This is a genomic window from Neptunomonas sp. XY-337 (assembly GCF_004959845.1).
Classification (GTDB): Bacteria; Pseudomonadota; Gammaproteobacteria; order Pseudomonadales; family Balneatricaceae; genus Neptunomonas; species Neptunomonas marina.
In genome coordinates this window covers 50,710-75,506 of record NZ_SPLL01000008.1, presented here as the reverse complement: position 1 = coordinate 75,506, position 24,797 = coordinate 50,710, and the positions used below count along the sequence as shown (strand labels likewise).

The following is a 24,797-nucleotide window of genomic DNA, read 5'->3' as shown; positions in this document are numbered from 1 at the left end:
AACACATACCCTGCGTAGTCGTGGAGATTAGGACACTTGCAGAACTTGCATGGAGTTAGTACCGCCTAACTCACCAATATCTGCGCCGCGTGTCAGGATAACAAGGTCACCGCTTTGCAGATAACCTTTAGCTTTCAAGCCTGCCAGAATCTCATCATTGAGCTTGTTCTCAGCAACCGCAGTTGCATCAAAGAACATCGCTTCCACACCGCGGTAAAGTGCCATACGGCGCATAACGCGATCGTGGCGTGTCAGTGCATAGATCGGCAGCCCAGAGCGGATACGTGACATCCAGCGCGGTGTAGAGCCTGATTCGGTTAAGCAGATAATCGCTTTGATACCGACCAAATGGTTGGCGGTATACATCGCTGAGCGAGCGATGGTTTCGTCAATGCGATCACCGCGCTTGGTGATGCTGGTAACCGTGGGGCGCGCTTGTTGGTGGCGCTCGGCGCCTTGGCAGATCTCGGTCATGGAGCGCACCACTTCAACAGGGAAGTCACCGGCGGCGGTCTCTGCTGATAGCATAACGGCATCGGTACCATCCAGAATCGCGTTGGCCACATCAAACACCTCTGCACGGGTTGGCATGGGCGCTTTGATCATGGTTTCCATCATTTGGGTGGCCGTGATCACAGAACGGTTGAGCTCGCGGGCGCGATTGATGATGTGCTTCTGTTGGCCGATCAGCTCAGCATCGCCAATCTCTACGCCTAAATCGCCGCGCGCTACCATAACCGCATCGCTGGCAAGAATGAGATCGTCTAGCACTTGATGGTCGTGCACAGTCTCAGCGCGTTCAATTTTTGCAACCAGCTCGGCGCGCGCACCTGCCTCTGCTAGCAGCGCGCGTGCTTCCTCCATGTCGGCAGCCGAGCGAGGGAAGGAGACCGCGATATAGTCCATATCGATCTGTGCGGCGGTTTTGATATCGCGCTTGTCTTTATCGGTGAGCGCCGCCGCTGATAGCCCGCCTCCCTGCTTATTGATCCCTTTGTTGTTCGATAGCGGGCCGTTGAGCAGCACCTCTGTCTCAACACGGGTGCCCGAGACGCTGAGCACTTTTAGCTGCATGCGGCCATCGTCGAGCAGCAATACATCTCCCGGCGCACAGTCTTGCGGGAGGTCTTTGTAGTCGAGCCCCACTTGCGTTTGATCCCCAGCCGCATTGTCTAGGGCGCTATCTAGCGCGAAGTGATCGCCAATCTTGAGTTCAATACGATCATTTTGGAACTTGGCGATGCGGATTTTAGGGCCTTGCAAGTCGCCCAGTACCGCAACAACTTTACCTAGGCGGCGTGCCGTATCGCGAACCTCTTGGGCACGACGGCGATGATCATCGGCTGAGCCATGCGAGAAGTTAAGCCGCACAACATTAACCCCCTCCTTGATGAGCTGTTCCAGTACGCCTGGTTGATCGGTTGAGGGACCTAGTGTGGCAACAATCTTGGTTCGTTTAAGCATAACCATTCTCTTTTTGGCAGTTAGCGAGGGCGTTCAAAAAATGCGCCTAATGGCAGTGGAGGTTTCCGAAGAACACGTGGACAGCTATCATGCTAGGACATTTTTGATACGTCTGGCCCTGATAGTATCAACGTTTTGTGTACATTATTCGAAGGTAATCTGTTCTGGCAAGATCTTTTCCTACCTATCGCCCTCTGATTGCAGCGGTGCTGATCTGTGGCTTTATCCTGTTGTTAGCGCAGGTGGATATCTTGGTGCGCCAAAGCGCGCTAGAGCAGCTTCAGCAGCGCACGCTTGCGGATCTCAACCGCTATGCGTTGAGCTTGCAGCAGCGGCTGGACCGGTTCAAAAACCTGCCGGGGCTATTGGCTACCCATCTTGAGCTTAGGCTCCTGCTATTAGACCCCGACTCCAAGCAACTGCAAACGGTGGCAAATGAGCACCTTGAGAGTGTTAACCGTCGTATAGGCGCTGCAGAAACCTATCTGTTAGATCGCAATGGTATGACGTTGGCGGCAAGCAATTGGAACCAGCCGCTTTCGTTTGTGGGCGGCGACTATAGCTTCAGGCCGTATTTCCAAGAGGCTGTTAAAGGGGAGAGCAGCCGCTACTTTGCGCTCGGCACCCGCTCCAAACGCCGTGGTTATTACTTTGGGCATCCGGTTGAGCGGGGCGGGGAAGTGATCGGTGTGGTGGTCGTTAAGATCGATCTAAACGATATTGAGGAGGATTGGGAGTCGCCCGAGACCGACCTGCTCGTTACCGACAGCGACGGCATCGTCTATATCTCGACTGAGCCGAAGTGGAAGTTTCGTGCCGTGCAGCCGCTGCTGGAGAAAGATCGTCTTAGAATTGTACGCAGTAATCGCTATGGCGATGCTGAGCTTGACCCGATTGGCTTTACCGAGCGTGAGCAATGGCGTGAGGGGGTGAGCTTGGTGTCGTTAGTGATTCCGGGGCAGCGCTTAAAAGAGAGCTACGTGCTGCAACGCACGGCTGTACCGGGAGCACAATTTGATGTGGCTATCTTAGCCTCGACACGGCCAGTTAACCGCCAAGTGTGGGAGATGATCTCGCTGGTGGCGGTGATCTATTTGGCCGCTGTGCTGTTGGGGTTGGTGCTGTTATCGCGGCGGCGTATCTTGCGCGAGCGTGAGCGCTTTAAAGCGCGCGAGTTAAGAAACCTAGAGGCAAATGAAGCACGCATTCGTGCGATCCTTGATAGCACCCAAGCGGGGCTGTTGACCATCAACCATCAGGGCCGTGTGCTCTCTGCAAACCGTAAAGCTGAGCTGTTGTTCGGTCTCTCCCAAAGTAGCTTTTGTGATCAGCTATTTGATGATGTTTTACACGGCACGGAGCAGGCGCTGCGCTGGGACTCGCTGCGTGATGAGGTAAAAGACTCGGTTGATGAGGTGATGCTTGAGTGCGAAGCGCAGCGCTTTGATGGCAGCCATTTTCCGGTGGAGATCGCCATCGGTTTAATGCCGCAGCATCGTGGCGTGTGGCACCGCCAGCATTTTATCATCACCGTACATGATATTACCGAGCGCAAAGAGTATGAGCGTGCGCTGCGTGAAGCGCAGGTGGCACTGGAAAGCCGTGTGGCTGAGCGTACCCGTGATCTTACCACCGCAAACGACAAGCTGCGTGAAGAGATCCAACTCCACAAAGGCACTCAAAACGAGCTGATTCAAACGGCGAAGCTTGCGGTGCTGGGGCAGATGTCTGCGGGGATTAACCACGAGCTGAATCAACCTCTGACGGCCATTCGTGCCTATGCTGATAATGCCCAGCAGTTCTTGCGCATGGAGCGTTTGGACCCAGTCGCGCAAAACCTACGCGAGATTGGGATGCTGACACAGCGTATGGCGCAGATTATTCACCCCCTGAAAGAGTTCTCCCGAAAGACCAGTGGGCAAGCGGAACCGGTGTGTTTAAAGTCGGTTAAAGATGGCGCTATGTCGATTATGTATGGCCGCTTACACCGCGAGACAGTGGAGGTTGTCTGGCCCGATGGGTTGGATCGTGCGTTTGTACTGGGTGATATTGTGCGCATCGAACAGGTGATGGTGAACCTGTTAGAAAATGCGATTCAAGCGATGGAGCAAAACGAGACGAAGCAGGTCGATATTCGGCTGGAGCAGCAAGACGAGTTGATCGTCTTGGTGGTGCACGATAACGGGCCCGGTATCAGCGATGCAGAGCTTGCCCGTATTTTTGAGCCATTCTACACCACCAAAAAAGCGGGGCAGGGGCTTGGTCTGGGGTTATCCATCTCGCATCGTATCGTGGCCAGCATGAATGGCGAATTGAGTGTGTCGAACCACAGCGAGGGCGGTGCTGAATTTCGTTTAGCTCTCCCAAAGGGCGATAAGCCCGCATTGAAAGAGATATGAGGCAGTTATGCAGTTAGATTCCAATTCACCGTGTTCAGTGATGCTGGTGGATGATGAAGAGCACATCCGCATCTCGGCCGGACAAACGCTGGAGCTTGCCGGTTATCCGGTGACCTGTTGCGCGAATGCTCAGCAAGCGCTTGATGTGCTGGCAGATGGTTGGGTGGGCGTTATGGTCAGCGATATCAGTATGCCGGGTATGGACGGGCTGGCGCTGATGCGTGAAGTCCGGCAGCGCAACAGCGATATTCCGGTGATTCTGATTACCGGCCATGGCGATATCAGTATGGCCGTGGGTGCGATTCGCGATGGCGCATATGACTTTATCGAGAAACCCTTCTCCGCTGATCTGTTGCAAGATGTAGTGAAACGAGCGGTTGAAAAGTTGACCCTGACGCTAGAGAACCAGCGCTTGCGCCGCGAGCTCGAGGCGCAGAGTGCCCCAGGGCCGCGTTTGATCGGTAAAACACCGGCTTTGCAGCAGCTGCGGGGCTTAGTGCAAGCGGTGGCTGATACGCCTGCTGATATCCTGATTTTGGCTGAAACCGGCTCCGGTAAAGACTTAATGGCGCGTTATATCCATGAACACAGCAACCGTCGGGATAAGAACTTTGTGGCGATCAATTGCGGGGCCGTGCCGGAAAACCTGATCGAGAGTGAGCTATTTGGCCACGAAAAAGGTGCGTTTACGGATGCCAAGGCGCGTCGTATCGGTAAGTTCGAACATGCCAATGGCGGTACGCTCTTTCTGGATGAGATCGAAAGTATGCCGTTGGCGCTACAGGTGAAGCTGCTGCGGGTGATCGAGGAGCGCAGCGTTGAGCGCTTGGGTTCAAATGAATCGATCCCGCTGGATCTACGCATTATCGCAGCCAGCAAAGCGGACTTGAAGCAGCAAGCCGAGCAAGGCTTGTTTCGAGAGGACCTCTACTACCGCTTGAATGTCGTTAAAATCGATATTCCGCCCTTGCGTGAACGTCGTGACGACATCCCGTTGCTGTTTCAGCACTTTGCGATTGTTGCATCAACACTGTACGGGCGCGAAGTTGTGCCGCTCAGTGCCGAACGTATGCACAGTTTGGTGACGCACGATTGGCCGGGCAATGTGCGGGAGCTGCGTAACCTAGCAGAACGCTATGTGCTGCTGGGTGAAAACTGTACCTTTGATTTTGATGATCAGCCGATTTTAGATGCGACAGAGCGCGGCCATATGACGTTACCACAACAGATGGAACGTTTTGAAAGAATGCTGATTCAAACCGAGCTTGCCCGTCACGGTGGCTCGATCAAGGATACGCAAGAGAGCTTAGGGCTACCGCGCAAAACCTTGTATGACAAAATGAAGAAGCACGAGATCAATAAAGACGATTTTAAAAACTAGTGGTCCATAAAAAAGCCCCTGCTCAGCAGGGGCTTTTTCGTCGTGGACGCTTCTTATAGCTTAAAGCGGTTTACCAAGGCTTCGAGCTGGTTGGCAAGGGAGCCGAGTTCGCTGGATACATCGTCTAAGCGACCTGCTCGTTCTGCGGTTAGACGTGCGTTGTTGTTGATCTCTAGTACGTTATCTTCAACGCTGGCGGCCATCTGTGACTGCTCGCGAATCGCGCTGGCTACCTGATGGTTCATGTCGTTGATAACCCGCACCTCCTCTGCGATGTTCGTCAGGGAATCGGTGGTGCGTTGTACGCTTTCTACGCCCGTTCCAGCACGGCTCATCGCTTCATCCATAACGCTTACAGCTCCGCGAGCATCCTGCTGCAGCTGAGAGATGATCGTGTTGATCTCTTCTGTTGAGCTGTGAGTGCGGCTAGCCAAGGTGCGCACTTCATCGGCGACGACGGCGAAGCCTCGGCCTTGCTCACCAGCGCGCGCGGCTTCAATGGCTGCGTTCAATGCGAGCAAGTTGGTTTGCTCAGCAATCTTCTGAATAACCTCCAACACCGTGCCTACATTTTGGCTTTGGGTGTTGAGGTTTTCGATCACCTCAGTGGCATGGGTCATCTTCGCTTTGAGCTCTTCGATCGAGTGCAGCGCGGCTTGTGTAATTTCGGTGCCTTTGGTGCTCTCTGTCATCGCCAGATCAGAGGCTTCTACCGTGCTTTGTGCGTTTTGCTCGACACTGCGGGTTGCGGCTTCCATCTGCTCCATGGCTGAGGCTACTGAGCTTGTTTGCATCTGTTGATTGGCGGTGGCTTCCGCCGCTTGGTGAGCGATCTCTGTGATCTGATGGCTAGAGTTACCGAGCTTTAATACGGTATCGCTGACTTGCTTTAAGCTACTTTGGAAGTGGTCGAGCATGGAATTAAACGCAGATGACATCTGGCCGATTTCATCGTTTGAGGTGTTCTGGGTACGTAAGTTGAGGTCAGCTTCGTCTTCAATACGCTGAATCGTATGGCTAAGCTCGTTAATCGGGCGCACCACCAGCTTACGTAGCAACAGGCTGATTAAGATGATACCCACGGTGAACAGTCCCAGCTCAACTAGCGCAACCGCAGTGATGTTACTCATCACCGTTTTGTCCATCGCTGCAAACGAGTAGGTCACACGCACGGCACCCAATACCTCGCCCTTATTGACCGGGTGGCACATCAGGCAGTTGGTACCTTTATAGTCCTCTTCAGCACGCATGGGCGTAACCACGACCAGACGATGGCCGTCTTTATCGTCCAGCTCCTCGATGATTTGCTCGCCGTTCATGGCACGGCGGTCAAAGTCATCCATCACCTTAGAGTCGGGTGTGCCCGCGCCATACATCTTAGTGACAGCATCACCACGAATGATGCGCGCTTCAGTGAGGTCTGGGTTGGAGAGTATCTTCTCTTGCAGAGTGCCGCGGTTTGCCATGGCCCCACTGAGCATCAGGATGTTGATGCTGTCGAAGTAGGAGTCGGCGGTATTCACCGTTGTGTTACGCGCGACATCGCGGCTTAGGTTCATCTCACTGTTATAGATCGCCGTTAAACTGCCGATCAAAACGATGATGAAAACAGCCACCAAGGATAAGTTAACTTTTGTTTGAATTGACATCTCAGTGGTCCGCTTCACTGTGAATCCTTACATTAGATTTGTTTGATGAATCTCTTGATTTAGAAAGAGATTTCGGCACATCGTTAGGAATCTTTATAGTTCGCTTATGGGCATTGTTCAACTTGCCACTGTGTACAAAGTGAACTAATTGACGTTTATCAAACCTTGAGTGGCGGAAAACGACTCATCTTGACTTTGCTCTGGGTGGAAATCCACCCATTTTCTCGGGGTGGTCTGCTGCTGTTTTTTATTAACATATTGAAATAATTAAAATTTTTTCTTTTGGCCTTTTCTTTGCTCTCTCCATCAGGACTTGTTCATGCGTGTGCCGAGCACGGGCATGGGGGACAGCGTGATTTGATGAGACGTATCACGCTGCGCCACAGCGCAACAATCTGAATAAATCCAAAAATTAGGAGAAGCGTTATGCGTTTATTAACTGCCGCGGTGACTTCCATTGCACTGGCTCTCGGAGCTCAAGCTGCTGTTGCTGCACCTGTTGAAATCAAATTTTCCCACGTTGTGGCGGAAAACACCCCAAAAGGCCAGATGGCACTGAAATTTAAAGAGCTGGTTGAAGCGCGCCTACCGGGTAAAGTGGAAGTTAAAGTTTTCCCTAACTCTCAGCTATTTGGCGACAACAAAGTTCTTGAAGCGATGTTGCTAGGTGATGTGCAGATGGCTGCACCTTCACTGTCTAAGTTCCAGAAATACACGAAGAAACTACAGATCTTCGATCTACCTTTCCTATTCAAAGATATGGACGCAGTTGAGCGCTTCCAGAATGGCCCAGAAGGCCAAGAGCTGCTGGGCTCACTGCGCAAGAAGGGCCTTGTCGGTCTAGGTTACTTGCATAACGGTATGAAGCAACTGTCTGCAAGCCAGCCGCTAAAAACACCGGCTGATGCGGCAGGCAAGAAGTTCCGCATCATGACATCTGACGTACTGCAAGCGCAGTTTGAAGCGGTTGATGCGGTACCTTTGAAAAAGCCATTCTCTGAAGTATTCACCCTGCTACAAACCAAAGCGATTGACGGCCAAGAAAACACCTGGTCGAACATCTTTTCGAAGAAGTTCTTCGAAGTGCAGCCATACATCACTGAATCTAACCACGGTGTGTTGGATTACCTTGTTGTGACATCGGCTGAGTTCTGGATGGGTCTGGACGACGACCTGAAAGCTGAGATCCAGAAAGCCCTGAATGAAGCGATCAAATACGGTAACGGTATCGCGGCAGAAAAAGCGGATTCTGATAAGCAGAAGATCATCGCATCTAAGCGCTCTGAAGTGCTTGAGCTGACTGATGCTGAGCGTGCTCAGTGGGTAGAAGCGATGCGCCCTGTTTGGAAGCAGTTCGAAAGCGAAATCGGTGCTGATCAGATCAAAGCGGCAGAAGCTGCGAACAACTAATCAGCCTGCGCACGGTTGTGCGCGTCTAGATCGTTGGGTAGCGCGGCTGCGCTACCCGACACCTCGGGCTTTCCAGAGGAGAGCTTCAGTATCCTGAGAGGGAGCTGTCCTGTGGATCTTCTTTTTTAATCTGAACGACGTGAGTCGTTGCGGGGGTTGTTATGGTACGTAATCTCGTGACAAAGCTAGAGGAAGGGTTTTTATCGCTGCTTCTAGTGTCGATGACCTTACTGGTGTTTGCCGAAGTGGTAGCCCGGTTTGGTTTTAACGCAGGTATCCATTGGGCACAGGAAGTGACCTTGCTGATTGCTGCTTGGTTTGTTTTGTTTGGTGCATCTTACGGGGTAAAAGTAGGTGCCCATATCGGCGTTGATGTTTTCGTAAAGATGCTACCTAGCGGACCTCATCGCTTCTTTACCCTACTCGCGGTTGCGCTGTGTCTAGTGTACTGCGGCTTGTTTTTGTATGGCTCTTGGATCTATCTGAGCAAAATGAAGATGATCGGTATCGAGCTTGAGGATCTACCCGTACCCAAGTGGATTCCGATGACTATTCTCGTGATCGGCTTTGTGTTGCTCATTGTGCGCTTTTTGCAGCTGGGGTGGAAAGTGGTCACCCGTCAGGCAGATGGCTTCCACTTTGCCGATGAAGCTGAAGAATCCATGGAGCTTGCGAACGAGCTTAAAGAGACGGCTATCGGTTCTGATGCTGCCAACAATGATCAGCCGAAGGAGAACAAAAAATGACCATTGCCGTGCTGTTTTTCGTGCTATTCGCATGCATGTTTATGGGGATGCCTATCGCGGTTGCGCTTGGTTTGTCCTCAGTGACGACGATCCTATTGTTTTCCAATGACTCGCTGGCTTCTATTGCGTTAAAACTTTTTGAAGCAACCTCAGAGCACTACACGCTCTTGGCGATCCCTTTCTTTATTTTGTCGTCTGCTTTCTTGTCGACGGGCGGTGTTGCGAAGCGCTTGATCAACTTCGCAGTTGATTCTGTCGGCCATATTCGTGGCGGCTTGGCGATGGCCTCTGTTATGGCATGTATGCTGTTTGCAGCGGTATCTGGTTCGTCTCCGGCTACTGTAGCAGCGATCGGTACCATCGTTATCGCAGGTATGGTGCGTGCAGGTTATCCGCAAGCCTTTGCGGCGGGCGTGATCGCGAATGCCGGTACGCTGGGTATCTTGATTCCGCCATCGATCGTCATGCTGGTATATGCGGCTGCAACGGAAGTGTCAGCGTCGCGTATGTTTATGGCAGGCTTTATTCCAGGCCTGATGATGGGCTTAATCTTGATGGTGGCGATCTATATCGTGGCGCGCATCAAAGGTTTGCCATCACAGCCGTTCCCAGGCTTCCGTGCGCTGGCCAAGTCAGGCTTGATTGCTCTGGGCGGTTTGATGTTGATCATCATCGTGCTGGGCTCTATCTACGGTGGTATTGCCTCACCAACGGAAGCAGCAGCGGTTGCGGCCGTTTACGGTTACCTGATTGCGGTGATGGGCTATCGCGATATTGGTCCGTTGAAGAACGTCCCTTGGCGTCACGAGGGCGAAGCGCTGCCAAAAGCGGTGGTGCGAAATACCGTCCAAATGTTGCTGGCGTTTCCAAAATCGTCCTTTGATCCCGAGGTGCGTAAGACAATTTTGGATGCCGCAAAAGTATCGATGATGCTGTTGTTCATCATTGCGAATGCGATGCTGTTTGCGCACGTTCTAACGACTGAACGTATTCCACACACCATCGCTGAGCAGATCATCGCTTGGGGCCTACCAGCTTGGGGCTTCTTGATTGTGATGAACATTCTGCTGTTGATTGCGGGTAACTTTATGGAGCCATCAGCGATTCTGTTGATTATGGCGCCAATCTTGTTCCCAATTGCGACGCAGCTAGGCATTGATCCTATTCACCTAGGTATCATCATGGTTGTGAACATGGAGATCGGGATGCTAACACCGCCTGTAGGGCTGAACCTCTTCGTGACAGCCGGTATCACAGGCCAGAACATGGTCTGGGTAATCAAAGCCTGCTTACCATGGCTCTGCTTGCTGTTGGGCTTCTTGATGTTGATCACGTACGTTCCGCAGATCTCGTTGTTCCTGCCGGAGTATATCGATCACCTAAAAGGTTACTAAAACCGTTTCTGCACCGCTGCAAGCGAGCGTCTCATCTGGCTTGCAGCTCGTTAAATAGTGCTTTGACCACCGCTTGTGCGGTGGTTTTTTTTGCCTGTTATTTCTGAGAAATGCGCAACTTTTTTATAGTGCCCATATCGATGAGCTGTTACCGTGCGGTTTTTAAATCGTAACTGTAACTCTTTAGGGCTGGGCTGATGTCTTACGCGCTGCTGTCTCTATTTATTCCAACCTTCTTTTTTGTCTCAATTACGCCGGGTATGTGCATGACGTTGGCGCTGAGTTTAGGAATGTCGATTGGTGTGCGCCGCAGTTTGCATATGATGTGGGGTGAGTTGCTCGGCGTCGGCTTGGTGGCGGCTGCGGCAGCTTTGGGTGTGGCAACACTGATGCTCAAGTTCCCAGAGGCCTTTGTGATTTTAAAGCTGGGCGGTGGTGCATATCTGCTGTGGTTAGGAATCCAGATGTGGCAGTCAAAGGGCAAGCTGGTGATGCCAGAGCCCGGTTCTGAAGTTGTGGTGCAAGGCAACTTTCAACTAGCGCTCAATGGCTTTGTTACGGCGATCGCCAACCCTAAGGGTTGGGCTTTTTTTGTGACGTTACTGCCGCCGTTTCTAGATCAGAGTGCGCCACTTGCACCTCAACTGGCGGTGCTTATTCTGATGATTCTGCTCTTGGAGTTTATCTGTTTGCTGATCTACGCCAGTGGTGGAAAAGCGTTGAGCCATCTGCTGATGGATCGTGGCAATGTGAAGCTGATGAATCGTATTGCAGGTAGCCTAATGATGGCTGTGGGTGTCTGGTTAGCGTTCGGCTAACACTGTGCAAGTGCAAAAGGGTATACTGTTGGCTTTGCTAATGGTGACAGTGGAGCAAGTGTTCAGGTGGGTTACATAGCAGCACTATGGGGCTTTGTCGGTATCTTTTTGCTGATCGGCAGCGCCGTTGTTCGTTTGGGTGATATTGGCTTACAAACCTTTAACTACCCTTTGGAGTGGCATCATTGGTTGGCCATGGCATTCAGCATCGTGTTTATGGGCTTTGCTGAAGGCTACCGCGGGTTCCAAAAAGCGTGGGCTCCACGTGTTGCGGCGCGCATTCATTATCTATCCAAACATACCACCCCCGTTCGGTTAGTGTTGGCGCCGCTATTCTGTATGGGCTTCTTCACCATCGAGCGCCGCCGTATGTTGGTCACCTACTGCCTAACATTTGGCATCATTTTAATGGTGCTCCTCGTTCATAAACTGGAACAGCCTTGGCGCGGTGTGGTGGATCTAGGCGTTATTACCGGATTGATCTGGGGGTTAACAGCGCTATTGATCTTTACTGTTAAGGCGTTTTTTACAACCACTTTTCAGCACTCTCCTGAGGTTCCGCATACGATCGAGTCATCAAGCTATGAAAGTTAAACTGTTGCTAGTGTTGAGTTTTGCCTTGTGTCTACAAGGGTGTGTCTTAACCAAAGTTGTGACGGTACCCATGCGTATCGGCGGTGCTGTGATTTCAGTGGTTCCCGTGATAGGTGACCCGATAGATGAGAGTATCGATACCGTGGCAGATGGTATCGATACAATACCGATCTAATAAAAAAGCTCCCATCGGGGAGCTTTTTTTGTGGCTGCTTTCGTTACTGTAAGAAGAGCTGATACGCGGGGTTGTCGGTCTCTTCCCAGAAGTTATAACCGATCTCGTTGAGATAGTGCTGAACTTCGTCGCGCTCCTCTTCAGGAACCTGCATCCCCACCAATACGCGCCCGTATGCTGCACCATGGTTCCTGTAATGGAACATCGAGATATTCCAACGCCCGCCTAATGTGCTGAGAAATTTCATCAAAGCGCCTGGGCGTTCTGGAAACTCAAAGCGATAGACCACTTCATTGGTGACGCTCTTGGGAGCATGGCCACCTACCATATAACGCACGTGTAGCTTGGCTGATTCGTTATCCGTAAGGTCAACCACTTCACCAATATGCTCTTGCATCTCGGCGAGTAGCTCCGCTTTACCGTCATTGTTGGCGCGGATCTGAACGCCCGCAAATACGACGGCTTCGTTATCGCTGCTATAGCGGTAGTTGAATTCGGTAATGTTACGCTTGCCCAGTGCTGCACAGAATTTACGGAAGCTGCCGGGTTTTTCTGGGATCTTCGCAGCGATGATTGCTTCACGCTTTTCACCCAGCTCCGAGCGCTCAGCGATGTGGCGCAAGCGGTCGAAGTTGACGTTGGCACCGGAGTTGATCGCCACCAGTGTTTTGTCTTCAAGATTATGCGTCTGCGCATATTTTTTTAGACCGGCTACACCCAGCGCACCCGCTGGCTCACAGATAGAGCGGGTATCATCATAGATATCTTTGATCGCCGCGCAGATCTCATCGGTTGTTACCGTGATCACGTCATCGACAAACTCTTTACACATCTCGTAGGTATTTGCGCCAATTTGCGCCACCGCAACGCCATCGGCGAAGATGCCAACCTGCGATAGAGTAAGGCGCTCGCCACTGTCCATTGCTAGTTTCAAGCAAGCGGAGTCTTCTGACTCAACGCCGATCACTTTGATACCAGGGCGAACATATTTAATGTACGTCGCGACGCCTGCGATAAGGCCACCACCCCCTACCGGGATGAAAATAGCTTCAATAGGGCCTGATTCCTGCTCAATAATCTCCATGCCGACGGTGCCCTGACCTGCGATAACATCGGGGTCATCAAAGGGGTGGACATACGTTTTACCCTCTTTCTCCACCAGCTCTTGCGCCAGTTTGGAGGCGTCATCAAATGCATCGCCGTGCAGGACAACGCGTCCCCCTAAGCGGCGCACATTGTTGACCTTCACATCAGGGGTTGTTTTTGGCATCACAATGGTCGCATCAACGCCCAAGCGCTGTGCAGCCATCGCTAACCCTTGTGCATGGTTACCGGCGGATGCGGCAACCACACCGCGTGCTTTTTCAGCTTCGGTCAGCTGAATCATTTTGTTGTATGCGCCACGAATTTTGAAAGAGAATACCGGCTGCTCATCTTCGCGCTTGAGCAGTACGCGGTTATTCAGACGTTCAGACAAGCCGCGTGCGGGTGACAGCGGCGTTTTTACGGCTACGTCATAGACGCGAGCCTGCAGTATTTTCTTGATGTATCTATGCGGCATGATAGGAGATTCTTTGTAGTAATAATGGACTGCACCGCGGCACAGTTAAGTAGACCAATAGCCCCGCAGCCTTGAGCAAAAGCGAGGGGATCAGAAATCGTACAAGTTGCGCTGCTATTCGTCTACAAGCGCGACGCAATGGCGCGTATAATTTCGACTAAAGCCAACCTTCAAGTGAGAAAACAGCATGACACAAGATGAGATGAAGCAAGCGGTCGCACAGGTTGCCGTTGATTACATACAGCCTAAGCTTTCTAGCGATTCGGTTGTTGGCGTCGGAACGGGCTCAACGGCGAACTTCTTTATCGACGCCTTGGCGAAGGTGAAGCACCTATTTGATGGTGCCGTGGCAAGCTCTGAAGCCACAGCTGAGCGCCTTAAAGCGCACGGAATCACGGTGTATGACTTGAACGAAGCAAACGTACTGGATGTGTATGTTGATGGCGCTGATGAGTTTGATGGCCACCTAAACCTAGTCAAAGGCGGAGGCGGCGCCTTAACGCGCGAGAAGATCGTCGCGGCCGTTGCAAAGGAGTTTGTTTGTATTGTCGATGCGAGCAAGAAAGTCGACGTATTGGGCGATTTTCCGTTGCCGATCGAGGTGATACCGATGGCGCGCTCCTACGTGGCACGTGAAATTGTGAAGCTGGAAGGGATGCCGGTCTACCGTGAGGGCTTTGTAACGGATAACGGCAATGAAATTCTGGATGTACACCATCTCGATATCGTCAATCCGAAAGAGCTAGAGCGTACTTTAAACAATGTAGTGGGTGTGGTGACGTGCGGTCTTTTCGCGAATCGCGGTGCGAATATTGTATTGATGGGCACGGAGAGTGGTGTCGAGACGATTAAGCTCTCTTAAGCTGTCGCGCCTAGATAAGAAAAAACCGCGTTTAACGCGGTTTTTTTCGTTTCACTGCACGATTTTAACAAGTGCGATGCTGACCGGCATAGTGACCCAAAGCATGGCCACTAGGTTGACCGCTACCCAGCCAAAGCTTGCTGAGTCACGAAAGTTTTCATCATGATCTGCCATAAAATTCACCCTGATAATTGTGTTAATTGCATAGAACTGTATTTTTTTTTGGCGGAATTTTAGCAGTAAAAGTGAGGGTTTTATAGCGTTAGGTTATATCCCTTCTTTTTGTAATGTTATTCGGGTCTAGAGCCGAGCCTTTCAAAGGCACCAATCTCCCGCCATTTTTTGTAGTAGCACTTTATTGCGCGATGGCTTCTCGCGTGGGCCATTGGCATTCAAAATACGCAGCACCCAGCGTTCCAGATAGCTAGGCAGCGGGGTTGCGGCGTCTGTTGTAGTGGCGATATAGAATTGATCAACGGCGTATCGTGCTGTGAAAACGTGGCCGGTAGTTGTGTCCACCATAATGAGCCCCTCCTGCAAGCCGCCACAGTGGTCGCGAGTGCCCTTCATAATTAAGAAGGGCTCGCGCACTTGTATCGGTACAAAGCCGCCGCCTAAATTTTTAAAGAGGCCTTGAAACTCCTGCTCACCCAACAGAGTCAGTAGAACAACGTATAGGTAATCCTCGTACATCGGTTCGCGCAGGTATTGGTTATGGTAGCGCTTGAGCTTAGCGGCGCTCTCAGGATCAACAAAGATCTGATTATCCTCAGCTGCGTAACGAATGGTGGCTTGGTGGTGCCAGTCCTGTTTTGGTGCAGCTTGGAGTGACGGTTGCCAGAGCATTAAGCCCAGCATCAGCCAGAACCACGTAGCGTTTGGTGTTGGGGAAAGAGGTTTAAATTTCATCGTATCGGTGCAAGGATGCTGTTAGGTTACACGCTAGCTTAGCGGGTAGCGCTTGTGATGGCGCTAGCGCTTAAGTTGTAAGTATTCGGCAAACGATCAAGGTTGAGAAAACTGCTTTTGTGAGCAAAGGATTTATATGAAGCTACTGTTATCGCTTATTGTCATCGTCTTACTTGGGTTACATACGCTGCCATATCTGGTGCGTGACCAAGTGGTGATTTGGTTGCGGGACCACGGTGCGCAGGAGGCGCATTTTGAAGCGATTAATATCAACTGGTTTGATGGCTCTATTGCTCTTACGAAGCTTTCCGCGACCGCTCCTGATGCGCCTCCGATTAATGTTGGACAGCTGGATCTGGGCATCGATTACAAAGCGCTGTTTGAGCAACGCGTACTCGTTAAGCACCTTGCTGTGAAAGAGGTGCAAACAGGGCTGTATCAAAAGCAAGATGATCTATGGCTTGGGCCGATCAACTTAAGTGCGCTGTCAGATGATAAACCAGAGAGCCCTGATACTGCCGCGAGCGACGAGCCATCGGCATGGCGCTTTGGTATCCAGTCTGTTGCGATCGATTCGTTGGTTTGGGCGCTGGATATTCCGCCGTATAAGCAGAGCCTATTTATCGAAACGGCCGAATTGAATTCGTTGCTGCAATGGGATGAGCAAGCCACGACGGCGCTGCAACTGAAAGGCACCTTGAACGGCTCTTCGTTTGATATTGAAAGTGAAGCTACGCCACTGCCTGCGCAAAAGGTATCTACCTTATCCCTAAAGTTGAATCAGTTCCCGTTAGAAAGCGTCGTTGCGCCGTGGGTGCCGCAATTAAAAGGAACCTTGACGACGAACCTCTCTGTTAAAGTTGATCTCACCAATCTGAGCGGCCGCATTGAGCATACCGGTGATATCAAGGTAACGGGCTTTCGCTGGCAGGACGAGGGTATATCAGCCAAAGACCAAGTGCTGACATGGACCGGTAAAGGGGTCGTTGATCTCAAAGAAGCCGCACCAGAGAAGATCACCTTAGCCGGGCGTATCCAATCAAATGATGTGGCATTGCAGCAGGGTGACGCGCTTGACCTGACGCTGGCCAAGCTGGGGTGGCAAGGTGATATCGCCATGGCTTTTGCCAATGGTCAGCTTAAGCAGGTAAAAGGCCCGCAGACGATTAGCTTGGGTCAGCTCGATCTGACTCAGCCGGGACTACAACTGAGCGCAAAGAGCTTCACGCAGAAGGGTCCGCTAACGCTCGATTTTGGTAAGCAAGGCCCACAGCGTATAACGCTGGGTACAGCGCTAGATGCACAAACGCTAAGCTTACAGCAGGGTGAGATGGCACTGCAGTTGGGCAGCTTTCGCCAGCAAGGGCCGTTGTCGGTTACGTTAGGGGAGGGCGGACCACAGCAAGTGACTGCGGCGATTGATGCCGCATTAGCGGGGTTATCGTTATCGCAACCAGCGTTGCAGCTGAAAATGGCTGGCGCTGATATCCGCTCTCAAACTGAACTCGCTTGGCGGGAAGCGGAGCTAGCAACGATTAGTGCTACTCCTGACATTCGCCTCAAGGGGCTAGATCTTAGTCAAACAACGGGGCTGGTGGTACGCACTGATAGTGCCACTCTCAAGGCGCAGCTCAACGAGATGTCACCCACCGCACCCAAAATTACGGCGGCCGATGTCGCGCTTGAACAGCTCTATGTAGCGGCAGATAAAGCACCCTTAACGCTTGCCTCACTGGATCAACTGGCGCTGAGCAATGGCTATTATGATGCCAAGATGATCAGTGCGGATCGTATCCGCTTGGCAAATCTAAAAGCGAACTACCAAGAGGGCTCGGCGCCCATGGTGGCAGCGGGCAGTATTGATATCGCGCAGCTCAGTATGGCTGAGCTAGCGCGGCTTGTTATTGAGTCCATTGTGATTAATCAAACGACGACCGAAGTCACGGTCACCAAAGCGCAAGCGGTCAAAGAGGTTGAGCGCTTACAAGCGGCGTTGGCAACGCTATCGGGCCCTAGCGCCGCATCCGATGAGGGCGCTAAATCCGACGACAACGGTACAGGCATGACCGTGCGTATTGGGAAAGTCAGCCTAGCTGATACAAATCTGGTACGTTTTGCGGACAATAGCGTGGCGCCGCGTTTTCAGTCTGAAGCGAGTATTACCGCGCTGAATATCGCCAATATTGATACCGGCTCGGAGCAGCAAAGCCAATTTAGTGCCAAAGCCACGATCAACAAGCGTGCTTCACTGGCGGTGGATGGCAAGCTAAACCTGTTTGGTGCAGATAAAAATGGCAACTGGAAGCTAGAACTTAACAACATGCAGCTACCAGTGATCAGCCCGTACGCCGGAAAGTTTATCGGCTATTACTTGCAAAGTGGTCAGATGAATTTTGCTAGTGATGTCACATTGAAAAAGAGTGAACTGTCAGGCACGAATCAGATCGACCTGCGCCGTATCGAAGTGCAGCCTGCGCAAAATAGCGCGACCGGTAAGTTCAACCAGCAGCTGAGTATGCCATTAGGCACCGCCATCGCGGTGCTTGAAGACGGCAACGATAACATCAAGCTAGATCTGCCCGTTGAAGGCTCGTTGAACGACCCCAAGTTTGGCTATCAGAGTATTGTTGAACGGCTCGCGAAAAAGGGCCTCAAGCAGGCTGCGTTTAGCTTCCTTACCAAGTCGCTTCAGCCATATGGGGCGTTGATCTCCATTGCTAAAACGGCAATCGATGCCAGCCAGTCCGGGGCGTTTATCAATCTGGCACCGGTTGGGTTTGTGGCGGGTGAGAACCAGCCTAATGCAGACGCTAGCGATTACGTTGCGAAAATCTCAGGGATGCTCAAAGCGCGTGATGCACTGCGCTTGAATGTGTGTGGAAACGCGGTTTTAGCAGATAAACAAGCGCTGCTGCCTGAACTTGAAAAGATGAATAAAAAGCGTGAAAAGCCGATGACTGCCGCACAGCTCGATGAAATAGTGACGGATAAGCTACAAGTGCTCGCGGGTGAGCGTGGCGAAACCGTTATGGATATGTTGCTGAAACAGGGCGTGCCGCAGAAGCAGTTATTTAGCTGCTTTGCCGTGCCGAATACGAAGAACGCAGAGCTAACGCCGGGGGTTGCGTTAGCGTTGTAACAAACAACAAAAAGGGGCCTGAAGTTGGCCCGCCTTAAGCTATCGCCGCTGATACATAACATCAAATCGAGTACGGCAATGTATTATTTGCTTTTAGATGGTGGAGGCGGCGGTGGGGTTGGGTTATTTGGTACAGAACGATTTAATCCATCGGAACCTGAGGAGTTTACAGGACGGGGTGAAGGTTTCTGAGGAGGATTGCGTGACGGCTTTGAACTGCTCATATCATTTCTACCTAAAGGTTTGATTCAACTGTAGAGCGACTTCTTCACTGCTCTTCTTAATTAATCTGTCAAAAGTTGGGCAATAAACGTGCTTAAATCGCTTGTTGATCGCCAGTTCATTATCTCGGAGTTTATAAAACCGCTTCTCGGCTTCATTTTCGTTAATCTGACCTCTCTCATATGCAAACCACAGTTTTTCATACGAAAGATACAATGTTTCATACAAGTGACTCATCTCCCAGAACTCCCTGTCACTTCTGAAAAACGGAAAGTATGGTTTTGCGATATGTAACAGTTGGGAGAAAGCAACAATTCCACCCCAAACCGCTGGGACAGAATTCCATATAGTCCATGCAGCAACGCTGCTTGCAGAGGCAAAGGCTAAGAAAAAAGAGTACATGTTGCCCCAGAAGTTTGAGGCTCGCGACACTCTGTTCAGATATTCCGACTTAAACTTACTATTTTGCAGATTGTGCCAGATTCGATCGCGCATATATGCTTCGAAGCTCCGTGGTATCTATCACTCAAATAGGTTGATAGGTTAAAAATGCCCTTTTTCAGCTAACTCTCTGTAGTACGCCCCCAAAGCTGTGAGGCGGCATCCAGTTGAATTGATTGCCGCGAAATACATATGCTCAGCATCAACAGGCTCGATCAAGCTGTGCCGATTACACTTCTGCAATTGGGCAAAAATTTCTCCGTTAGCAGGATCGTAAGTATCCTCTTCGGGCTCATATGTAGGATCGAGCGCATATACAGATTCAGTTTCGGGGAACCATTCAGGCAGTTTTCGCAGAGTGTCCAAAGGAACCAGCGGTGTCATTTCCCTCAATGCAATGAATTGGGAAACATTTGTCTTGAAAACTGGTCGCTGTTCCCAAGGCCCCAATGCATTATCAACGAATGAATATAGATTACCTGGGGTTATATGGCCCAGTACATTCGCTGCGCCACCGTGTAGAGCTTGGAGCATCAGGCCAGTGAATACACCGTGACCTCCAGATTCGTTAGCATATTCTTCCTTCTTGCAGGCGGTGAGTATCGTAATACCATCTCCGATAATACTTTCGCCTCCTTTAAGCTGACGCGAATCACCGGCCCCTCCTGCTTGGCAGCAGTCTAGGATAATGATCTTGTTCTTTATGCCATTGGCTTTAGCCGCCCAATTTAAAATGTCGCTGACACGAATTCCATCTCGAACGGCTTGATAATCCTGGGGAATGATCAGGCCTTCATCAATATCGCTGTCAAAGTGACCATGACCCGCAAAGTAAAGTAGTGCTACCTCACAATCCCCGGAAAACAACTCTCGTACAGCCCCCTCGATCACCTCAGATGTAACATCGTTTTCAGCGGAAGTAAGTACGCGGTTATTGAAGTTGGGGCTACCAGAAGCATGCCGCTGCAACACGGATGACATTGCCATAGCATCATTATTACACCCTGCCAGTTTACCTATATGGTGATAATCATTAATACCGATGAATAAGCCTTTGCGCATGTCGCCCCCTACACCAGTGACCTGATAGCACTAACAATGCTTTCAGTGTTCCAGCCGCACTCTGCGTCAGCAGCATTACGCACTGTACTTGATATCCTTTGAGCACCAAAAGGTTTAACGGCCAAGATAGGCTTTCCGAGCCGCTTCGCGATAGCAATCTCTTTATTGATCCACTTGCTGTAAGTGGAATAAACACCGGCCATAATGATTACGACAGAACATGCACGAATTTTCTGCTCAATTGCAGCTTCGAGCTGTTTGTCCGTTCTTGCCCCGCATATAGGATTTTCTGGAGGGACAGAGTAGTTCTTATAGCTAAAGTAACTACGCTGGTTTAACAGGTTTACAAACTTGCTATATGCGTCTGTATAGTTCCAAGAGTGGCTTATAAATAGGTTAAAAGTGCGCATCGTCGTCCTGTGAATCGCTAATGACTCTATTCGCTAGGCTAATCCTGCCAAGCTGATTAATGATTTGAATCTACCAAACCTCTAATAGGTTGCAACCCATGATTTCGGCAACTGAGAAGTAATTGATATAGGTCTTTATGTTTATCAAAGAGGATAGCAATAAATCTATTTGGCTTTTTGGAATACTCACGCAAAAGGTTCTGATCTTAAGTGTAAAAATGGATATTAGGAGCGCTTGTTTTGGTAAATGTACAGCTTGTAATTGGAAATATTGAGCTTGTCGAAAATATTGTTCGACATAACCAGAAACAGCCCTATAGCGGTTTATAGGGCTTAAACTGTTTCCTATCAACTTGACTCAGAATCTTTAATTGTCAATCTCCTAACTGCCGCTTTTAAGCAGTGTGTAGCTGGTGGGGAGTGGCAGAGGTTTGCGCACTAATCGCCCGGTGATGGTTAGCAAAAGCACGGCAATCGCCGGAACGCATAACCAAAGCAACGGGTGCCATTGCGGGGTGATCTTTAGCAACTGCTGGTAGATCAGAGCCAGTAACCCTTCGCTGATAAAGCAGGCAACCAAACCGCTCGCGCAGCCGATCAGGCAGTATTCCAGCATATCCAACTGGCGGGTTTGGCGCTCGGTTGCGCCCATCGTACGCAGCAGTGCCACTTCAAAGCGGCGCTTGACTAGGTCTTGTTGCACAATCGTGATGATGAGCACCAAACCGCTTAGCAGTGTCAGCACCATAATCATCGAAGCGCTATCGCTTAGCTTGCTGATCAGCTCCTGCGCTTGGGCGAGTAACTGCTCGATATCGATCACCGTTAGGGTCGGGAAGTCACTCAGTAGTGTTTTCGAGACGCCTTGTTGTGAACTATCCAAGCGGAAGCTCGTGATATAAGTGGCCGGTAAGGCGTCAATCACGCCGGGCGAGAAGATCACATAGAAGTTGGGTCGGAACGATGCCCACTCAACGCCGCGAATACTCGTGATGCGGCCAGTAAAGGTCTCGCTGCCCACTTGAAATCCGAGCGTATCACCCAGCTGCAAACCCAGATCTGTTGCCATCGACTGCTCAACCGATATCGATTCTTTGGCATCGCTCCATGCGCCCGCCTCCAGTGTATTGTGTGCTGGGATGGCATCGGTGAAGGTGAGGTTTAGCTCGCGATTCAGCGTGTTGTGTTCTAGCTGAGTGGGTGTAAACGCGTCATCTTTATCAACCCCGTTAATACTGGTGATGCGGCCCCGAATCATTGGATAGAGCTGGCTATCGATCTGTTGCTCCGCTAGCCACTCGGTGACGCCGTCTTTCTCCCATGGCTGGATATTGATAACAAAGCGGTTAGGCGTGTCGGCGGGCAGTTGGCTTTGCCATTGCTGCAATAGATCTTGGCGCGCAAAGAACAGCACGGTCATAAGCGTTAGCAGGAGTACCAATACACCACCTTGCACACGATGCCATTGGCGCTGCTGGCGGATGCGCAGTGTAAGCAGCGGCATCAAACGTAGACGCCCTTTGAGAAGACTGCATGCATGGTGAATTAAGCGTTGTACCACCCAGCCTGCTAACCAACCGGCCAGCAGAAGCGTTACGCTTAGCAGCGCGGCTAGCACAACGGATTCAACAAAGAGCACCATCAGCAAGAACAGCCCCGGCGGCAGAATCCAATAGAGGCGCTTATTCTGAGCAAACGTGCTGTCGCTGTTTGGGTTAAACAAACTGAGAATCGATGCTTTACCTAGCGGTAGCAGGGTGGTTAAGCCCGCCAGCATTAATACTGCACCGGCAAGCGCTGCGCTGCTAAAGAGTGCAAAAAGATCAATAGCTGGGAGTGGCTTGGGCAGCAGGTCCGCCAGCGTGAGCATCATTAACTGGTGTAACCCTAAGCCGATAAAGGTGCCGGGAATCGCAGCCAAAAGCCAGCCTAGCACGAGCTGCCAGCTAAACAGGGGTAACAGTTTGGCGCGTGGCAGACCTAAGCTCAGTAGCAGTGCGGTGCGTTGTTGTTGATCGGCAGCGAAGCGACGCATACTCAAATAGATCGCGAAGGCTCCCAGCAACAGTGCGAACAGCGCGCTCAAGCGCAGATACTGCCCAGCGTTTCCGATAGCGTTGCGGGTGGTGGGTTGATCGCCGGAAGCTTCGTATAAGCGCTGCCAGCTCTGCAGTTGCGTTTGTGACTCGGCTTTGAAAGTGGCGAGTGCATCGGCATCACCAGCGAGCAGTAACCGATATTGTGCGCGGCTACCCGGTGCGATAACACCCGTTGCAGTAAGGTCTTCGCTGCGCATAATGATCTGTGGGTTGAAGCTGCGAAAGCCGCTGCCGCGGTCCGGACTTGCAGTGATCACGTGACTGACGGTGAAAGTGGAGTAACCGATCTGGAGCGTATCGCCAACTTCAATGCCTAAACGGCTCAACACGTTAAGCTCTGCCCAAATATTACCTAGCTCAGGAAGTGCGGTTGCCGCGGCTTCTTGGAGGGTGATCTCGCCGCGCAGCGGATAGGGTGGTGTGACAGCGCGAATAGAGGCTAGCAACATCGCGTCGTCGGCTTCGGTCATGCTGGCAAACTGGGTTACCGGGGCAGATTGAAGGCCCAGCTTTTGGGCATCCTGCTGCCAAGTATCAGCCAGTGGTCGGCTACTGCTGAGTACCATATCAGCACCAAGAAAATCAGCGCTGCGCTGGGCCACGCTTTTTTGTAGCCGGTCGCCGGTTAAGCTCAGCAGGGTGATCAAGCTGGTCATCAAAAAGATCGAGATCAACAGAGCTCGCCAATCGCTGCGGCGTAATTGGCTAAATAGCTGCCTGCGCGCCAGTTTAGCAATCATGCGTTGCGGCCTCTTGTTGCGGCAATACTTCGAGTAACTTGCCTTGCTCTAAGCGGTATTGGCGCGAGCAACGCGCTGCTAGGGCTGGGTCGTGGGTGATCAAGATCAGCGTTGTCTGGTGGGTCGCATTCATATCAAAGAGCTGGTGAATGATCTTTTCACCGGTTTTCGTGTCTAGATTACCGGTAGGTTCATCGGCAAATAGAATGTGCGGTGCTGTGACGAACGCACGCGCAATCGCGACACGCTGCTGTTCACCGCCTGATAGTTGGCTGGGGTAGTGATGACAGCGTTCTTTCAAACCGACCTGTGTGAGCAGTGTGCGAGCGCGCTCTACGGCATCGCGATCACCACGGATCTCGAGCGGCAGTTGCACGTTCTCCTGAGCTGTTAGTTCAGGCAGCAGATGAAACGACTGAAAAATAAAGCTAAGGTGTGTGGCGCGCCAACGTGAACGCGCTTCATCATCTAAATGATTAATATCTTCGCCAAGCAGGCGAATGGAACCATCAGTGGGCTCATCAAGCCCTGCCAACAGGCTAAGTAGTGTGGATTTGCCCGCACCCGATTGGCCAATGATCGCGACGCTCTCGCCCTGCTTAATCGTAAGGGAGAGGTTCTCGAAGAGCGTTAGTGGCTCGGTTTGCGTTGCGAATGTTTTTGCGAGAAGGTTGGCTTCAAGTGCGTAAGGAGTTGTCTCTGTCATGAAATTTATCCGTTTCCTCATCCTGCTGTCCGTGATCGTTAGCAGCAGCGTTCAGGCACGTACCCTACTGGTACTGGGCGATAGTTTATCCGCAGCCTATGGTATTGACCCCGCGAAAGGCTGGGTGGCCCTGTTGGATGCGCGGCTAAAGCAAAGTTACGACGATATCACGGTTGTTAATGCAAGCATCAGTGGTGAAACCACCCAAGGCGGTTTGACGCGTTTGCCGGCGTTGTTGGAGAGACATCAACCGCAGTGGATAGTTCTGGAGCTGGCAGCGAATGACGGCTTGCGTGGCACACCGCTGCGCATTATCGAAAAAAATCTTGAGCGCTTATTAAATATGAGTACGCAGGCGGGTGCACAGCCGATCATTGTCGGTATTCAGCTGCCGCCCAACTATGGCCCGTCGTATACGCGTAAGTTTTACAATCTGTTCTCTGCGTTAGCAGATGAGTATGACATCCCGCGAGTGCCGTTTTTATTGGAGGGTGTTGCCCTTAATCATGATCTAATGCAGGCAGACGGTTTGCATCCGACCGCAGAGGCACAGCCGATTTTGCTAGAGAATGTCTGGCCGTACATTAAGCCGATGATCGATGGCTAGGAGGATGAG

General features: G+C 51.3%; 21 protein-coding genes. 11 read left to right on the top strand and 10 right to left on the bottom strand.

The features are described 5' to 3' along the window. Positions 1-27: 27 nt before the first annotated feature. Positions 28-1,464: a pyruvate kinase gene (gene pyk / locus E4L36_RS16420; protein WP_136681491.1), complete on the bottom strand. Its 1,437-nt coding sequence runs from the start codon at positions 1,462-1,464 to the stop codon at positions 28-30. A 206-nt stretch (positions 1,465-1,670) separates the two neighbouring features. Here pyk and E4L36_RS16415 point away from each other — a divergent pair, with 206 nt between their 5' ends. Then, positions 1,671-3,863, top strand: coding sequence for an ATP-binding protein (locus E4L36_RS16415; RefSeq protein ID WP_240770900.1), 2,193 nt, complete (start codon positions 1,671-1,673; stop codon positions 3,861-3,863). A 7-nt stretch (positions 3,864-3,870) separates the two neighbouring features. After that, complete coding sequence (locus E4L36_RS16410; protein WP_136681489.1) at positions 3,871-5,244, top strand: sigma-54 dependent transcriptional regulator; 1,374 nt, start codon at positions 3,871-3,873, stop codon at positions 5,242-5,244. A 53-nt stretch (positions 5,245-5,297) separates the two neighbouring features. Here E4L36_RS16410 and E4L36_RS16405 read toward each other — a convergent pair whose 3' ends face one another. Then, positions 5,298-6,893, bottom strand: coding sequence for a methyl-accepting chemotaxis protein (locus tag E4L36_RS16405; RefSeq protein WP_136681488.1), 1,596 nt, complete (start codon positions 6,891-6,893; stop codon positions 5,298-5,300). A gap of 426 nt (positions 6,894-7,319) precedes the next feature. On the opposite strand from E4L36_RS16405, the gene E4L36_RS16400 reads away from it, so the two are divergent. The 6 genes from E4L36_RS16400 (at position 7,320) to E4L36_RS16375 (ending at position 12,030) form a co-directional block, all read left to right on the top strand. Further along, positions 7,320-8,303, top strand: coding sequence for a TRAP transporter substrate-binding protein (locus tag E4L36_RS16400; RefSeq protein ID WP_127695017.1), 984 nt, complete (start codon positions 7,320-7,322; stop codon positions 8,301-8,303). Positions 8,304-8,464: 161 nt separating this feature from the next. Beyond that, complete coding sequence (locus E4L36_RS16395) at positions 8,465-9,049, top strand: TRAP transporter small permease (RefSeq protein ID WP_127695018.1); 585 nt, start codon at positions 8,465-8,467, stop codon at positions 9,047-9,049. Beyond that, a complete protein-coding gene (locus E4L36_RS16390; protein WP_127695019.1) occupies positions 9,046-10,443 on the top strand; it encodes a TRAP transporter large permease subunit in 1,398 nt (465 codons plus the stop codon). Before E4L36_RS16395 ends, E4L36_RS16390 begins: the two co-directional genes overlap by 4 nt. 197 nt (positions 10,444-10,640) lie before the next feature. Then, entirely contained in the window at positions 10,641-11,261 is a 621-nt protein-coding gene (locus E4L36_RS16385) for a LysE family translocator (protein ID WP_136681487.1), read from the top strand. A gap of 66 nt (positions 11,262-11,327) precedes the next feature. Further along, positions 11,328-11,855, top strand: a complete 528-nt coding sequence (locus tag E4L36_RS16380; RefSeq protein WP_136681486.1) for a hypothetical protein — start codon at positions 11,328-11,330, stop codon at positions 11,853-11,855. Next, positions 11,845-12,030 carry a DUF6726 family protein gene (locus E4L36_RS16375; RefSeq protein ID WP_127695022.1) on the top strand — a complete coding sequence of 62 codons (186 nt, stop codon included), beginning with the start codon at positions 11,845-11,847 and terminating at the stop codon, positions 12,028-12,030. Before E4L36_RS16380 ends, E4L36_RS16375 begins: the two co-directional genes overlap by 11 nt. Before the next feature lie 43 nt (positions 12,031-12,073). On the opposite strand, the gene ilvA is transcribed toward E4L36_RS16375, so the two are convergent. After that, positions 12,074-13,591 carry a threonine ammonia-lyase, biosynthetic gene (gene ilvA / locus E4L36_RS16370; protein WP_136681485.1) on the bottom strand — a complete coding sequence of 506 codons (1,518 nt, stop codon included), beginning with the start codon at positions 13,589-13,591 and terminating at the stop codon, positions 12,074-12,076. A gap of 187 nt (positions 13,592-13,778) precedes the next feature. Here ilvA and rpiA point away from each other — a divergent pair, with 187 nt between their 5' ends. Next, positions 13,779-14,453: a ribose-5-phosphate isomerase RpiA gene (rpiA, locus tag E4L36_RS16365; RefSeq protein ID WP_136681484.1), complete on the top strand. Its 675-nt coding sequence runs from the start codon at positions 13,779-13,781 to the stop codon at positions 14,451-14,453. A gap of 51 nt (positions 14,454-14,504) precedes the next feature. Here the strand turns inward: rpiA and E4L36_RS18105 are convergent, their stop codons facing one another. Together E4L36_RS18105 and E4L36_RS16360 are read right to left on the bottom strand one after the other, a co-directional pair. Then, positions 14,505-14,627 carry a hypothetical protein gene (locus tag E4L36_RS18105; RefSeq protein ID WP_276317526.1) on the bottom strand — a complete coding sequence of 41 codons (123 nt, stop codon included), beginning with the start codon at positions 14,625-14,627 and terminating at the stop codon, positions 14,505-14,507. A gap of 141 nt (positions 14,628-14,768) precedes the next feature. Further along, positions 14,769-15,362, bottom strand: a complete 594-nt coding sequence (locus E4L36_RS16360) for a hypothetical protein (RefSeq protein WP_136681483.1) — start codon at positions 15,360-15,362, stop codon at positions 14,769-14,771. 136 nt (positions 15,363-15,498) lie between these two features. On the opposite strand from E4L36_RS16360, the gene E4L36_RS16355 reads away from it, so the two are divergent. Beyond that, positions 15,499-18,501, top strand: coding sequence for a DUF748 domain-containing protein (locus E4L36_RS16355; RefSeq protein ID WP_136681482.1), 3,003 nt, complete (start codon positions 15,499-15,501; stop codon positions 18,499-18,501). A gap of 231 nt (positions 18,502-18,732) precedes the next feature. Here the strand turns inward: E4L36_RS16355 and E4L36_RS16350 are convergent, their stop codons facing one another. The 5 genes from E4L36_RS16350 to E4L36_RS16330 form a co-directional block, all read right to left on the bottom strand. Further along, entirely contained in the window at positions 18,733-19,218 is a 486-nt protein-coding gene (locus E4L36_RS16350) for a hypothetical protein (RefSeq protein ID WP_136681481.1), read from the bottom strand. Positions 19,219-19,266: 48 nt separating this feature from the next. After that, positions 19,267-20,226 carry a caspase family protein gene (locus E4L36_RS16345; RefSeq protein WP_136681480.1) on the bottom strand — a complete coding sequence of 320 codons (960 nt, stop codon included), beginning with the start codon at positions 20,224-20,226 and terminating at the stop codon, positions 19,267-19,269. An 8-nt stretch (positions 20,227-20,234) separates the two neighbouring features. Then, positions 20,235-20,636, bottom strand: a complete 402-nt coding sequence (locus E4L36_RS16340; protein ID WP_136681479.1) for a TIR domain-containing protein — start codon at positions 20,634-20,636, stop codon at positions 20,235-20,237. A gap of 382 nt (positions 20,637-21,018) precedes the next feature. Then, positions 21,019-23,475, bottom strand: coding sequence for an FtsX-like permease family protein (locus tag E4L36_RS16335; RefSeq protein WP_136681478.1), 2,457 nt, complete (start codon positions 23,473-23,475; stop codon positions 21,019-21,021). Next, positions 23,465-24,181 carry an ABC transporter ATP-binding protein gene (locus E4L36_RS16330; RefSeq protein WP_136681477.1) on the bottom strand — a complete coding sequence of 239 codons (717 nt, stop codon included), beginning with the start codon at positions 24,179-24,181 and terminating at the stop codon, positions 23,465-23,467. Before E4L36_RS16330 ends, E4L36_RS16335 begins: the two co-directional genes overlap by 11 nt. On the opposite strand from E4L36_RS16330, the gene E4L36_RS16325 reads away from it, so the two are divergent. Beyond that, a complete protein-coding gene (locus E4L36_RS16325) occupies positions 24,180-24,788 on the top strand; it encodes an arylesterase (protein WP_136681476.1) in 609 nt (202 codons plus the stop codon). The two genes, E4L36_RS16330 and E4L36_RS16325, sit on opposite strands and share 2 nt — an antisense overlap. Positions 24,789-24,797: the final 9 nt, after the last annotated feature.

What these genes read in the sequence shown, in the direction of transcription:
- E4L36_RS16325 (WP_136681476.1), top strand. Translation starts at nt 24,180, where the DNA reads ATGAAATTTATCCGTTTCCTCATCCTGCTGTCCGTGATCGTTAGCAGC.
- E4L36_RS16355 (WP_136681482.1), top strand. Translation starts at nt 15,499, where the DNA reads ATGAAGCTACTGTTATCGCTTATTGTCATCGTCTTACTTGGGTTACAT.
- E4L36_RS16410 (WP_136681489.1), top strand. Translation starts at nt 3,871, where the DNA reads ATGCAGTTAGATTCCAATTCACCGTGTTCAGTGATGCTGGTGGATGAT.
- rpiA (WP_136681484.1), top strand. Translation starts at nt 13,779, where the DNA reads ATGACACAAGATGAGATGAAGCAAGCGGTCGCACAGGTTGCCGTTGAT.
- E4L36_RS18105 (WP_276317526.1), bottom strand. Translation starts at nt 14,627, where the DNA reads ATGGCAGATCATGATGAAAACTTTCGTGACTCAGCAAGCTTTGGCTGG.
- E4L36_RS16350 (WP_136681481.1), bottom strand. Translation starts at nt 19,218, where the DNA reads ATGCGCGATCGAATCTGGCACAATCTGCAAAATAGTAAGTTTAAGTCG.
- E4L36_RS16375 (WP_127695022.1), top strand. Translation starts at nt 11,845, where the DNA reads ATGAAAGTTAAACTGTTGCTAGTGTTGAGTTTTGCCTTGTGTCTACAA.
- E4L36_RS16360 (WP_136681483.1), bottom strand. Translation starts at nt 15,362, where the DNA reads ATGAAATTTAAACCTCTTTCCCCAACACCAAACGCTACGTGGTTCTGG.
- pyk (WP_136681491.1), bottom strand. Translation starts at nt 1,464, where the DNA reads ATGCTTAAACGAACCAAGATTGTTGCCACACTAGGTCCCTCAACCGAT.
- E4L36_RS16340 (WP_136681479.1), bottom strand. Translation starts at nt 20,636, where the DNA reads ATGCGCACTTTTAACCTATTTATAAGCCACTCTTGGAACTATACAGAC.
- E4L36_RS16330 (WP_136681477.1), bottom strand. Translation starts at nt 24,181, where the DNA reads ATGACAGAGACAACTCCTTACGCACTTGAAGCCAACCTTCTCGCAAAA.
- E4L36_RS16405 (WP_136681488.1), bottom strand. Translation starts at nt 6,893, where the DNA reads ATGTCAATTCAAACAAAAGTTAACTTATCCTTGGTGGCTGTTTTCATC.
- E4L36_RS16335 (WP_136681478.1), bottom strand. Translation starts at nt 23,475, where the DNA reads ATGATTGCTAAACTGGCGCGCAGGCAGCTATTTAGCCAATTACGCCGC.
- E4L36_RS16345 (WP_136681480.1), bottom strand. Translation starts at nt 20,226, where the DNA reads ATGCGCAAAGGCTTATTCATCGGTATTAATGATTATCACCATATAGGT.
- E4L36_RS16395 (WP_127695018.1), top strand. Translation starts at nt 8,465, where the DNA reads ATGGTACGTAATCTCGTGACAAAGCTAGAGGAAGGGTTTTTATCGCTG.
- E4L36_RS16390 (WP_127695019.1), top strand. Translation starts at nt 9,046, where the DNA reads ATGACCATTGCCGTGCTGTTTTTCGTGCTATTCGCATGCATGTTTATG.
- E4L36_RS16400 (WP_127695017.1), top strand. Translation starts at nt 7,320, where the DNA reads ATGCGTTTATTAACTGCCGCGGTGACTTCCATTGCACTGGCTCTCGGA.
- E4L36_RS16385 (WP_136681487.1), top strand. Translation starts at nt 10,641, where the DNA reads ATGTCTTACGCGCTGCTGTCTCTATTTATTCCAACCTTCTTTTTTGTC.
- ilvA (WP_136681485.1), bottom strand. Translation starts at nt 13,591, where the DNA reads ATGCCGCATAGATACATCAAGAAAATACTGCAGGCTCGCGTCTATGAC.